Origin of the sequence: Gilliamella sp. BG3, from assembly GCF_046635605.1 — a bacterium.
In the GTDB taxonomy this organism is placed as follows: Bacteria; Pseudomonadota; Gammaproteobacteria; order Enterobacterales; family Orbaceae; genus Gilliamella; species Gilliamella bombi.
The window spans coordinates 22,949-35,300 of the sequence record NZ_JBIDFE010000002.1 but is presented as its reverse complement, the minus strand read 5'-3'; the positions used below and the strand labels follow the sequence as shown (position 1 = coordinate 35,300).

Genomic DNA, 12,352 nt, shown 5'->3' with positions numbered 1-12,352 from the left:
TTATAGCAGGATAAATTAATTTTTACTTTCTTCAGATGCAGCTTGCTTCGCTTTAGCTTCTTGCTCTGCTTTTTCTTTGGCTGCTTGAGCCTCTTTTTCTGCCTTTTCTTTAGTAGCTAAAACTTCTTGTTCAACTTCTTGTTTTGCTTTTAAATATTCAGCTTGGTTCAACTTCATTTTAATACTTTCTTCTAAATCTTTAGTTGGTGAAGAAGTCAAAGCAACATTATAAGCACTCACTGCGTCAGCATAACGAGTCATTTTAACAAGCACATCACCTCGGAGATCATTAATTACGGCACCCCAACTTTCATTAGTTACATTACCTAAAGATGTTAGGCTTTCTTGATATTGACCTTGTTGATACTGTAAGCGTGCTATACGAATATTGGTAATCGCTTTAACAGGCTCAGAATCCGCTTTCTTTAATGCATCAACTAACAAGGCTTGTGCCTCAGGATAATCTTTTAATACCTCAACATAAAATTTTGCTGCACGCAAATTAGCAAACACGCTATAAATAGTAGCGTTGTTTTTAGCAAAAGATACTAATTCATTAACAGAATCTGGTTTATTATCATCTAATTGAGCAATTAATTGTTCATACTTATCTGATGATGCTATCGCCTTTTCAACTTTATATGATTGCCAATAACGCCAGCCATAAAAGGCCAATAATCCAATCACAATAATGGCAACCATAATTTTCCATGTTTTAGCAAAAAAACCTTTTATCTCTTCAATTTGTTCTTCACTGGATAACTGATGACTCACGTTTTTCTCCTATTTCCTTTACTTAATAGACAAACAAGTTTGGACAATATCTGCTTGTGCCACTTCAACTTGTTCGCCTGTTTGTAAATTTTTAATCATTACTGTCTGATTAGCTAATTCATTTTCACCAATAATAACTGCTATCTTAGCACCTAATTTATCTGCTTTGGTAAATTGTTTCTTAAAATTACTGCTACCATAATTTGTCATGATTCGCCAATCAGGTAGACCATCACGCAATTGCTCTGCAACATTTTGAGCAACTGAAATGGTTTTTTCATCACCAGAGGTGATCATATAAATATCAATCGAATTATCACCATTAAATGATGGATTAACCGCTTGAACTAATAATACTAAACGTTCAACTCCCATTGCAAAACCAACTGCTGGTGTTGGTTTTCCTCCAAGTTGGCCTACAAGACCATCATATCGTCCACCACCGCAAACGGTTCCCTGTGCCCCTAGGCTGTTAGTTACCCATTCAAAAACTGTTCGATTATAGTAATCCAAACCGCGTACTAATCTTTGATTAATATTATATTCTATCCCAGCACTATCCAATAGTCGGCATAAGTTTTCGAAGTGAATTTTGGACTCCTCATCTAAATAATCAAACAATTTTGGAGCTTGATTCAGCAGCTCTTGAACAACTGGATTTTTTGAATCAAGTATGCGCAACGGATTAGTATACATTCTACGTAAACAATCTTCATCCAATTTATCTTTATATTGTTCAAGAAAAGTAACTAATGCATTTCGATAGTTGACCCTAGCCTCAAGCGAACCAATTGAATTAAGTTCAAGAGAAGTATGCTGTTCGATACCAAGTGCTCTCCAAAAACGAGCCGTTAATAAAATCAGCTCGGCGTCAATATTGGGCCCTTCAAGTCCAAAGACTTCAACACCAAATTGATGAAATTGACGATAACGCCCTTTTTGTGGTTTTTCGTAACGAAATGCCGGTCCTAAATACCAAAGGCGTTGTTCTTGATTATAAAAAAGTCCGTGCTCAATTCCTGCACGAACACAACCTGCAGTAATTTCTGGGCGTAAAGTAATGCTTTCATCATTTCGATCATTGAAAGTATACATCTCTTTTTCAACAATATCGGTGATTTCTCCGACCGCTCGCTTAAATAGTGCGGTATCTTCAACAATAGGCGTTCTAATTTCGTTGTAGCCATAACTGTTTAGTACACCTTTAACGATTTTTTCAATCTGTTGCCAACTTGCACTATCTGTTGGGAGTAAATCGTTCATCCCTCGTATAGATTGGATCTTTTTCTCTGTCATTTATTTATTCACTATCTAATAAAATTATAATTCAGTTGCTGCAATTCTGTTTTTCAATATTAATGCTTTAGCACGAATTCTAGCTTCTAACTCATCAATCATTTGTTCATTATCAATACGACCAATACGTACACCATCTTCATAAAAACCACTTTTGTTATGACCGCCAGCAACTCCCATAGTTGAAGCTAATGCCTCCCCAGGACCGTTAACCACACAACCAATAATTGATACATCCATCGGTGTAATAATATCTTCTAATCGCTGTTCTAATGTATTGACTGTATTAATCACATCAAACTCTTGGCGAGAACAGGTTGGACAGGCAATAAAATTAATGCCACGAGACCGTATACGCAGCGATTTTAAAATATCAAATCCAACTTTCACTTCTTCTGTAGGATCAGCAGCTAAGGAAACTCGAAGTGTATCGCCAATGCCTTCTGATAGCAATAACCCCAATCCAATGGCCGATTTAATAGCACCACTTCGAACACCACCTGCTTCAGTTATACCTAGATGTAATGGCTGCTTTATTTGCTTAGCTAGCAATCGATAAGCATCAACGGCAGTAAACACATCAGATGCTTTTACACTGACCTTAAACTGCTCAAAATTAAGTCGATCAAGTATATCGACATGGCGCATCGCTGATTCAACTATCGCTTTTGGTGTAGGTTCACCATACTTTTCTTGAATATCTTTTTCTAGAGAACCAGAATTAACGCCGATTCGTATCGGGATATTTTTATCTTTAGCACAATCAACAACAGCTCGAATTCTTGATTCATTACCTATGTTGCCAGGATTGATTCTTAAGCAATCAACGCCATATTCAGCAACTTTTAATGCAATACGATAATCAAAATGAATATCAGCAATGAGTGGAACTTTTGCCTGCTGCTTAATAAATTTAAAAGCTTCAGCTGCATCCATTGTAGGTATAGAAACACGCACAATATCTACACCAACACGTTCAAGTGCTTGAATTTGGGCTACTGTTTTTTCTACATCTGTGGTTCGAGTATTTGTCATTGATTGAACTGCAATCGGAGCTCCACTACCAATAGGAACATTGCCGACATAAATTCGGGTAGATTCTCGTCTAACAATTGGTGAATCTTGATGACTCATACATACTTAACCATTTTACAAAATAACTAGTAATGATCTTAACAAGATTTAAGACAAATGTCTGTATGAGAATAAGAAAATTTGCTAACTATTAACACGAGTAGCTGAGGCTGGAGAAATATAATGACTTACTTCAATAAGATTACTTTTATTATCTTTATTGGCATAATATAAAATTACACCAAGCGCACAAAGAATTATAAATATTCCCCAAAAAATAAAAGGAGCTTTTCTAGTTCTTTTTGTTTTAAATGCTTGCGTTTGAACTTTCTTTTGTTGAGACTTAGATTGTTTAGTTAATTCATCGAAATACGGTTGATAGTGTTCTGATGATAAGCCAACAATTTCGGCATAAGAACGAATATAACCTTTTACAAAAACAAGTGGGACGTGAGGTAATTGGTCATTTTCGATATCAACAATTACTGTCTTTCGCACATGAATTTTATTGGCAATATCATCTTGAGTTAAACCCATTTGTTCTCGTAAATCAACGAGCATCACTCCTAATGAAATATTATCCATCATACCCTCATTTAATACTAATCGTTAGCTAATTTAATCTTTACAAACAGTTACATATTTTTACAATTAATCAATTTTATTTGCATTAAACCATTGTGCTGGTTTTTCAATTTCATTTTGAGCTGCAACTAATTGTAATTCATATTCATCTTGTTTTAAGGTTTCAAGCATAACCGCATACACGGCCGAAGTAGTATGTTCTAAAGCTTCAACCAATGATTTCCCAAGTAAAACATTAGCTAAAAAAAGTCCACTTGTCATATCACCAACACCAACGGGTTGTCTTACACCAAAGTCAACTAGTGGTCGGTCAATATGCCATGCTTCTTCGCTAGTTACAAGCAACATTTCAAAGCGATCAATTTTATATCCAGCTCTGCTTAAATGTTTAACTAAAATCGCTTTAGGCCCTTTTTTACATAACTCTCGACAAGCTAAAATTGCTTCATCAACATTATTAATACGTTGTTTTCCATTAAGCTCTTCAAGTTCCAAAATATTGGGTGCCATCATATCAGCCATAGGCAATGCTGTATTGCATAAAAACTCAGAAACACCTGGTGCAACAAAACATCCTTTTTCAGGATGTCCCATTACAGGATCGCAAAAGTAAATAGCATTAGGATTAACAGCTTTTACTTTTTTAACTATTTCAATAATTGCATTACCTTGTTCAGGTGATCCCATATAACCACTTAATACTGCATCACACCGTTTCAATTCATCAATTTCATTAATTCCATCAGCAATTTCGGTTAAATGCGATGCAGACATTACCGTTCCAGTCCATTGTCGATATTGAGTATGATTAGAAAATTGTACGGTGTTTAAAGGCCAAACATTTACGCCTATTCGACGCATAGGAAATACAGCCGCACTATTCCCTGCATGACCAAATACAACATGTGACTGAATCGATAAAATATTTCTCATGAAATTAACTCCAAATTAACAAACAGTAATATTTTTTACCACGACGAAGTAAAGTATAACGATTATATAGTTTATCGCTATCAGTAAAATGATAATCAGTTGTAGTGTTACGTTCACTATTAACAGAAATAGCATTAGATTCAATCATCGTTCTAGCTTGTCCTCTTGATGGTGCAAATTCCGCATTAACAATTGCTTGTTGTAAATCAACATTTTCCTCAACAGCTAATGTTGGCATACCATCTTGAGCTAATTGTTCAAAGTCAGCTTCAGACAAGTCAGTTAATTTACCAGAGAATAGGCTTTCTGTAATACGTTTTGCTGCGATCAATCCTTCTTCACCATGAACTAAGCGTGTAACTTGCTCAGCAAGTACATATTGAGCTCGTGGTGCAACACCACTATTTTTATCTTCCTCTTCCAATGCATCAATTTCACTTAGAGGCATAAATGTGAAGAATTTTAAGAATCGATAAACATCAGCATCAGCAGTATTTATCCAGAATTGATAGAATTTATAAGGACTTGTCTTCTTAGGGTCTAGCCATACGGCACCACTTTCAGTTTTACCAAATTTGGTCCCATCGGATTTAGTGATTAACGGTACAGTCAAACCATAAACTTGTTTTTGATGTAAACGACGGGTTAAATCAATACCTGCAGTAATATTACCCCACTGATCAGACCCACCAATTTGTAAAACAACATCATGTGATTTATTCAAACAAGCAAAATCATAAGATTGTAACAAGCTATAAGAAAATTCAGTAAATGAAATACCCACCTCATCACGATCTATACGTTGTTTTACTGATTCTTTATTAATCATCGCATTAACTGAAAAATACTTACCAACATCACGTAAAAATGTCAGTACATTCATGCCACTAAACCAATCATAGTTATTAGCCACAATCGCTGAATTTTCACCACAATTAAAATCTAAAAATGGTGACACTTGTTGTTTGATCTTTTCACTCCACTCAATAACTGTTTCCTCAGTATTAAGTTTTCGTTCAACAGCTTTAAAACTTGGATCGCCAATTAATCCAGTTGCTCCCCCTACAAGCGCAACAGGTTTATGACCAGCTAACTGAAAACGTTTTAAACAAAGTAATGGAACTAAATGACCGAGATGCAAACTATCTGCTGTTGGATCAAAACCACAATAAAGCGCAATAGGATTTTGTTCAATTTGTTCTATTAGTGCTTTTTCATCAGTAAGCTGAGCAATCAGCCCACGTTCTTGTAGTTGTTTGATCACATTTTTTGTCATGATATTTTACCTATTAAATTTATTACAGTTATATTCTAGTTTAAATAAAATTTATTCTAATTTATTTTGTTGTGATAACGTTTATACGCTTGTTTAAAATGATCTGCTACTGTTTCGTTTGGTTTTTTATCAAAAAGACTAAAAATAATAATAGCTATAGAAGCAAATAAAAATCCAGGGATAAGCGAATACAAATTAAACCAATTAAAATTAATCCATAGCAACACAGTTATGGCACCGGTTATCATTCCAGCTAGCGCTCCATTACGTGTCATACGCGACCAAAAAACAGAAAATACGATTATAGGACCAAACGCCGCACCAAATCCAGCCCAAGCATGACTCACTAAATCAAGTACACTATTATTTGGATTAATAGCTAATAAAATAGCAATAACTGAAACTAATAGCACCATTATACGACCAACCCAAACCAGTTCCTTCTGTTTTGCTTTTGGTCTAAAAAACGCACGATAAAAATCTTCTGTTAGAGCACTTGAGCAAACTAATAACTGACAACTTAATGTACTCATGACTGCAGCTAAAATAGCTGCCAACAAAATACCAGCAATCCAAGGATTAAAAAGTAATTTCGACAATTCGATAAAAATACGTTCATGTTTACCATCGTTAATCAAGTAAGATAAATCTGGATTATGAGCAAAAAAGGCGATACCAAAAAAACCAACCGTGATTGCGCCAGCTAAACACAAAATCATCCATGTCATACTAATCCGTCGAGCGTTTTTCATTACTTCATGTGAATCAGCAGCCATAAATCTGGCTAAAATATGAGGTTGCCCAAAATATCCAAGCCCCCAACCTAATAATGAAATAATGGCAATAAAATCCATATGAGCAAATAAATTGGTATAATCTGAATTGAGCGATTCAATATATATCAATGCATCAGAAAGCCCACCAGCATTCACCATAACCATAATTGGCGTTAGAATAAGTGCAAACATCATTAAACTAGCTTGAATAGTATCAGTCCAGCTTACTGCTAAAAAACCACCGATAAACGTATAGGCAATTGTTGCACCTGCACCCGCTAACATCGCCCAGCCATAGCTCATACCAAATGTACTCTCGAATAACTTTGCGCCTGCAACTACACCAGAAGCACAATAAATGGTAAAAAATATTAGAATAATGACAGCTGAAATAATGCGTAGAAGTGAGCTTTTATCATCAAATCGACGAGCAAAATAATCGGGTAAAGTTAATGAATTATGATTGATTTCAGTAAAGACTCGTAATCGTCCTGCAATGAGTAGCCAATTTAAATAAGCACCAATAATCAATCCGATTGCAATCCAACTTTGTGAAATACCAAACAAAAAAACAGCACCAGGTAATCCCATTAATAGCCAACCACTCATATCTGATGCGCCAGCTGAAAGCGCAGTCACAACACTACCGATACGACGCCCACCTAAAATATAATCACCAAAATTTTGCGTTGAGCGAAACGCAAAAAAACCTATGGCAATCATGCCTAAAATATATACAGCAAAGGTGACAATCATTGGTAAGGGCATATCTTTAAAAAACCTTATTTGATAAAATTAAGAAATAGTACGCTAGCTTATCATAAAATGACTATGCTAAAAAGTCAGTGAGTATAAATGTGAATAGACAAATAATAAAAAACTAAACAACATTAAAAATAAAAATATCTTACAATTATTAATCAGTATGTTTCATCGTTCCCATCTATATTAAAAAAACTAAAGGCAACTTACAGATAAACAGTAAATAAAAGTATATAATATGCACCTTACTATTTTTTAATAAAATTATTTTGTGAAACAATCTACCCGAATTCAAATTCTAGAAAGATTAAAGGATCATATTAAAGATCCAACAACAGAACTAGTGTATGAAACACCTTTTGAACTATTAATCGCAGTAGTACTTTCTGCTCAAGCGACTGACGTTAGTGTAAACAAAGCCACAAAACCACTGTTTGCTATTGCAAATACGGCTGAACAAATTTTGGCTCTTGGTATTGAGAAATTAAAAAGCTACATCCGCACCATTGGCCTTTATAACAGTAAAGCAGATAACATTATAAAAACATGTCAAATTTTGGTAGATAAATATCAGGGTGAAGTCCCTGAAAGTTTTGATGCACTAATTGAATTACCGGGTGTTGGTCGTAAAACGGCAAATGTTGTGTTAAACACCGCTTTCGGTTGGCCTACCATTGCAGTTGATACACACATATTTAGAGTAAGCAACCGTACAGGTTTTGCACCAGGTAAAACGGTAGAGGTTGTTGAAGAAAAATTACTGAAAGTCGTACCTAAAGAATATAAAATAAATTGTCACCACTGGCTAATATTACATGGCCGTTATACCTGTATTGCTAGAAAGCCTAGATGTGGATCCTGTGTTATAGAAGATTTGTGCGAATTTAAAGAAAAAATTTACCCAGAGTAGAAATCAATGCCAAATAAATTTAATTTAGACCAAGATGATATAAACTTGTTTAAAAATAGTATTGGTAACATCACCAAAAAACTAAAACAAGATACTGTCGTTCATAAACCACAGAAACGTTCACAAAAAGCAATAGAAACCCAAAAACAGCAATATGAAAAAATTAATGCTGAATTTTATTTTTCTGATGATTATCAGCCGCTATTGCAAGAAGACCCAATTCGCTATAGCCGAGAAAATGCAGATCCCTACGAAGTAAAAAAATTGCGCCGTGGATTTTATGAACCAGAATTCTTTTTGGATCTACATGGGTTAACTCAACAAGAGGCTAAAAAAGAAATTGCCGCTCTTATCGCAGCATGTTTACATGAAAGAGCTCATTGTGCTTGTATCATGTATGGACATGGGAAAAACATCTTAAAAAAACAAACACCCATGTGGCTAGCTCAACATCCTCATGTTATCTGTTTTCATCAAGCGCCTAAAGAATTTGGTGGCAACGCAGCACTTCTCATTTTATTTGATATCGAGAACAAACTAATAAATAGTTAGCTTTTGAAAACTTAACTATCTAGATAATCATAAAAATAATTTTTTACTCTTCTTCCGTCAATTTTCATCTAAACCTTTGTGATGACATTAGCATGTAGATAAAAAACAAAAAATAAAATAACGTTAACTAAAGAATAATGTTTAAAAAATAGTTGTTAATAACATAAAACAAAAAAACCAGCTTAGCGATAACGTCAAGCTGGTAAACATTGGAAGCAATGTGAGCAATGTCATACTTTTTCAAAAGCCTCTAAAGCTCTAACAAAGTACGAATTAATGATAATGATAATGATTATCATTAACAAAATCAAGCATTTTTTTATTTTTCTAAGCTAAATAAAAATAAACGCTTTATTCACTAATTTCATAATAAGAGGATTGATATTTAACAATATAAAAAATAAGCAGAATATTCCTATTCTGCTTTTTATAAAAAATTATACGCAATGGCTAATTTAGGCGAAATAAAATAGAGTATAATACTTATTATTTTTGATAAATAAATTCAACACCTTCTTCATCGCTTTCGTCCCAGTCATCAAAATCATCGTCATCATCAAAAGCCTCATCCATTGCTTGTTGATGGTAATCATCCCACATAAATTCCACTTTTTCAGGTGATGACTCTTCTTGTTCGGCTTCACGTGGATGCGCATTGATATATTCCATTAAGTCCCAACATAAGGCCTTTATACCTTCTTGATTAATGGCTGAAATAATATAATATTTATCTTGCCAATCAAGTGCCCTAGCTATTTCAGCTGCACGTTTAGCGCTCTCTTCAGGACCTAATACATCCATTTTATTAAATACCAACCAACGTGGTTTATTAGCTAATTTTTCACTATATTGTTGAACCTCTTTGATTATTACTTTAGCATTTTCTATCGGATCTGATTCATCTACTGGTGCCATATCGATCAAATGAACTAAAACACGACAACGTTCAAGATGTTTTAAGAAACGAATACCAAGTCCTGCACCGTCTGATGCCCCCTCTATTAAACCAGGAATATCAGCAACAACAAAACTTTGTTCATTATCCATTCTTACTACACCTAAACTAGGCACTAAGGTAGTAAATGGGTAATCTGCAACTTTCGGTTTAGCTGCTGAAACTGAGCGAATAAAAGTTGATTTACCAGCATTAGGCAAGCCCAACATCCCCACATCAGCAAGTAATAATAATTCTAATAATACATCGCGCTTTTCACCTGGAGTACCATCAGTTTTTTGTCTTGGCGCACGATTTACCGATGATTTAAAACGCGCATTTCCAAGCCCATGAAAACCGCCCTTGGCAACCAATACTTTTTGTTGGTGATGCGTTAAATCACCAATAATTTCACCTGTATATTTGTCGGTAATTCGTGTTCCCACAGGCACTTTAACGGTAATATCTCGACCACGCTTACCCGTACAATCAGAACCTTGTCCATTTTGGCCACGCTCAGCGCGGTAATTTTTTTCAAACTGAAAATCAACTAATGTATTTAAATTCTCATCAGCAATAAAAAAGACATCACCACCATCGCCACCGTCGCCACCATCAGGACCACCTTTAGGTATATACTTTTCTCGGCGAAAACCGACACAACCATTTCCACCATCTCCAGCTTCAACACGGATTGATGCTTCATCAACAAATTTCATTATTCTTCCCCTTTATTGCGGTTAATTAGCCAGCCTTTCCTTGGATGCCAAATATAATGCCCCATAGCAAACTTTTCAGGCCAAATTAAAGCAAACAAATCTGAAAAGATGAGCGAAAATAATGGCGTTAAAGTTGTTATTGCACTCACTTGTGCTGCTTGCCAGCGCTCCATAGCCATCACTAACGCACCATAAGCAATAATAGTATTTAAACCACAAAATATGATAGCAAACAGTTGAGTTGCATCAGCATTTATAATTTTACTTGACGACGTAAAAGGCAACAAAAAAACAGTACAAATAAGGTAAATTAACCAAAGTAACTGTTCTGCACGTAATTTCTGTAATAGTACTTTTTGAGCAAGCGCATAGCAAGCCCATGATACCGAAGCCAGTAAACCAAACCACACACCAATACCATACGAAGACATATTAGAAAACAGATCTACAATATTTTTATTAAAAAATAACGCAAGCCCAACTAATAATACTAAAATACCAATAATTTGAGTCGGCCTGAGTCGCTCTCTAAAAATAAAAGCACTTGAAATCATAAAAATCACAATGCCAGTTTGCCCGACAACCTGAGCGGTTGTAGCTGAAAGATACTGAACTGCACTTGCAAACAGTGCAAAATTACCCAACAACCCAAAACCTGCAATCATCAATAAAACAAAACGACGATGTTTTCTGAACATCATTAAATTAGGAAATTGCTTTTTGTAAGCCAACCAAATAGTAATACCAAGAGCTGAAATAGCCAATCTCGACCAAGCTAATGTCAATGGATCAACAACCACTAGCGCATATTTCATTGCAATTGGCACAATGCCCCACATCACTGCGGTTAACATGGCAAGTGCAAAACCTAATTTAACATTTTGCTGCTTTATCATATCACCATCAATTTTATATTAACTTCAAGAAATGAAAAAAGCCCCACAATAATTGTGAGGCTTCTAAAACTTTTTGAACCGTTTATGAATTAACTGTTAGCAACTACACTAACATAACGACGATTCTTAGGTCCTTTAACTTCAAACTTTACTTGTCCATCAATTAAGGCAAATAGAGTATGATCACGACCACAACCTACATTAGTGCCTGGGTGGAATTGAGTTCCACGTTGACGAACTAAAATGTTACCAGCAAGAACTTCTTGACTACCATAACGTTTAACCCCTAAACGTTTACTTTGGGAATCACGACCATTACGTGATGAACCACCAGCCTTCTTATGTGCCATTGTTCGATACTCCTATTAAGCGATTGCAGTGATCTTCACATCAGTGAACCACTGACGGTGACCTTGTTGTTTACGATAGTGTTTACGACGACGGAATTTAACAATTTTCACTTTATCGCCACGACCGTGCTCAACAATTTCTGCTTTAATTGTTGCACCTTCAACAAACGGAGCACCAACTTTGATGTCTTCACCATTTGCTACCATTAAAACTTTATCGAAAACAACTTCTGCACCTGTTTCGACTTCAATTTTTTCCAAGCGAACGACTTGTCCTTCGCTAACTCGGTGTTGTTTACCACCACTTTGGAAAACTGCGTACATACTTAACTCCGCAATAAAAAGCAGACGATTACTTGATTAAACATATATGTCTGCGTGATTAATCTTATAGGGCGTGAATTTTACGCAAATTTTATTCTTGTTGCAAGCGCTGTTTAACAAAAGATCGCAAAAAGTTACAAAAAAGATCAGATAGATACTCTTTTCAAGCTACAATAACCATAAATTACTAT

At 35.2% G+C, this 12,352-nt stretch carries 13 protein-coding genes; 2 read left to right on the top strand and 11 right to left on the bottom strand.

Features of this window, described 5'->3' with window-relative positions:
• Positions 1-15: 15 nt before the first annotated feature.
• The 7 genes from ACGH6S_RS01120 to putP all read right to left on the bottom strand — a co-directional run bounded on the left by ACGH6S_RS01120 (position 16) and on the right by putP (position 7,482).
• Positions 16-774, bottom strand: coding sequence for a tetratricopeptide repeat protein (locus ACGH6S_RS01120; protein WP_411578211.1), 759 nt, complete (start codon positions 772-774; stop codon positions 16-18).
• Positions 775-792: 18 nt separating this feature from the next.
• Entirely contained in the window at positions 793-2,070 is a 1,278-nt protein-coding gene (gene hisS, locus ACGH6S_RS01115; protein WP_411578210.1) for a histidine--tRNA ligase, read from the bottom strand.
• 24 nt (positions 2,071-2,094) lie between these two features.
• Positions 2,095-3,204: a flavodoxin-dependent (E)-4-hydroxy-3-methylbut-2-enyl-diphosphate synthase gene (ispG, locus tag ACGH6S_RS01110; RefSeq protein WP_065590198.1), complete on the bottom strand. Its 1,110-nt coding sequence runs from the start codon at positions 3,202-3,204 to the stop codon at positions 2,095-2,097.
• Positions 3,205-3,288: 84 nt separating this feature from the next.
• Positions 3,289-3,732: a helix-turn-helix domain-containing protein gene (locus ACGH6S_RS01105; protein WP_296299857.1), complete on the bottom strand. Its 444-nt coding sequence runs from the start codon at positions 3,730-3,732 to the stop codon at positions 3,289-3,291.
• Between the two features lie 63 nt (positions 3,733-3,795).
• A complete protein-coding gene (gene pdxY / locus ACGH6S_RS01100) occupies positions 3,796-4,662 on the bottom strand; it encodes a pyridoxal kinase PdxY (RefSeq protein WP_174798833.1) in 867 nt (288 codons plus the stop codon).
• Positions 4,663-4,666: 4 nt separating this feature from the next.
• On the bottom strand, positions 4,667-5,938 hold the full coding sequence (gene tyrS, locus ACGH6S_RS01095; protein ID WP_411578209.1) for a tyrosine--tRNA ligase: 1,272 nt from the start codon (positions 5,936-5,938) through the stop codon (positions 4,667-4,669).
• 56 nt (positions 5,939-5,994) lie between these two features.
• Positions 5,995-7,482 (bottom strand): sodium/proline symporter PutP, encoded by a 1,488-nt coding sequence (gene putP / locus ACGH6S_RS01090; RefSeq protein ID WP_174798832.1) that lies wholly within the window; start codon positions 7,480-7,482, stop codon positions 5,995-5,997.
• Positions 7,483-7,747: 265 nt separating this feature from the next.
• Here putP and nth point away from each other — a divergent pair, with 265 nt between their 5' ends.
• Positions 7,748-8,386, top strand: coding sequence for an endonuclease III (nth, locus tag ACGH6S_RS01085; RefSeq protein ID WP_065561076.1), 639 nt, complete (start codon positions 7,748-7,750; stop codon positions 8,384-8,386).
• A 6-nt stretch (positions 8,387-8,392) separates the two neighbouring features.
• Positions 8,393-8,938, top strand: a complete 546-nt coding sequence (smrB, locus tag ACGH6S_RS01080; RefSeq protein WP_065590202.1) for an endonuclease SmrB — start codon at positions 8,393-8,395, stop codon at positions 8,936-8,938.
• Between the two features lie 486 nt (positions 8,939-9,424).
• Here smrB and cgtA read toward each other — a convergent pair whose 3' ends face one another.
• From cgtA to rplU, 4 genes are all read right to left on the bottom strand, one after another.
• Positions 9,425-10,591 (bottom strand): Obg family GTPase CgtA, encoded by a 1,167-nt coding sequence (gene cgtA / locus ACGH6S_RS01075; RefSeq protein ID WP_065590203.1) that lies wholly within the window; start codon positions 10,589-10,591, stop codon positions 9,425-9,427.
• Positions 10,591-11,487 (bottom strand): DMT family transporter, encoded by an 897-nt coding sequence (locus ACGH6S_RS01070; protein ID WP_411578208.1) that lies wholly within the window; start codon positions 11,485-11,487, stop codon positions 10,591-10,593. Before ACGH6S_RS01070 ends, cgtA begins: the two co-directional genes overlap by 1 nt.
• 89 nt (positions 11,488-11,576) lie before the next feature.
• The gene (gene rpmA, locus ACGH6S_RS01065) at positions 11,577-11,837 is read right to left on the bottom strand and encodes a 50S ribosomal protein L27 (protein WP_034915250.1); all 261 of its coding nucleotides are present in this window, start codon (positions 11,835-11,837) and stop codon (positions 11,577-11,579) included.
• 15 nt (positions 11,838-11,852) lie between these two features.
• Entirely contained in the window at positions 11,853-12,161 is a 309-nt protein-coding gene (gene rplU, locus ACGH6S_RS01060) for a 50S ribosomal protein L21 (RefSeq protein WP_025314436.1), read from the bottom strand.
• Positions 12,162-12,352: the final 191 nt, after the last annotated feature.

Bases quoted from the DNA above. Each gene is read 5' to 3' on its own strand.
- ispG (WP_065590198.1), bottom strand. From the start codon at position 3,204: ATGAGTCATCAAGATTCACCAATTGTTAGACGAGAATCTACCCGAATT.
- rplU (WP_025314436.1), bottom strand. From the start codon at position 12,161: ATGTACGCAGTTTTCCAAAGTGGTGGTAAACAACACCGAGTTAGCGAA.
- putP (WP_174798832.1), bottom strand. From the start codon at position 7,482: ATGCCCTTACCAATGATTGTCACCTTTGCTGTATATATTTTAGGCATG.
- smrB (WP_065590202.1), top strand. From the start codon at position 8,393: ATGCCAAATAAATTTAATTTAGACCAAGATGATATAAACTTGTTTAAA.
- pdxY (WP_174798833.1), bottom strand. From the start codon at position 4,662: ATGAGAAATATTTTATCGATTCAGTCACATGTTGTATTTGGTCATGCA.
- hisS (WP_411578210.1), bottom strand. From the start codon at position 2,070: ATGACAGAGAAAAAGATCCAATCTATACGAGGGATGAACGATTTACTC.
- tyrS (WP_411578209.1), bottom strand. From the start codon at position 5,938: ATGACAAAAAATGTGATCAAACAACTACAAGAACGTGGGCTGATTGCT.
- ACGH6S_RS01070 (WP_411578208.1), bottom strand. From the start codon at position 11,487: ATGATAAAGCAGCAAAATGTTAAATTAGGTTTTGCACTTGCCATGTTA.
- ACGH6S_RS01105 (WP_296299857.1), bottom strand. From the start codon at position 3,732: ATGATGGATAATATTTCATTAGGAGTGATGCTCGTTGATTTACGAGAA.
- cgtA (WP_065590203.1), bottom strand. From the start codon at position 10,591: ATGAAATTTGTTGATGAAGCATCAATCCGTGTTGAAGCTGGAGATGGT.
- rpmA (WP_034915250.1), bottom strand. From the start codon at position 11,837: ATGGCACATAAGAAGGCTGGTGGTTCATCACGTAATGGTCGTGATTCC.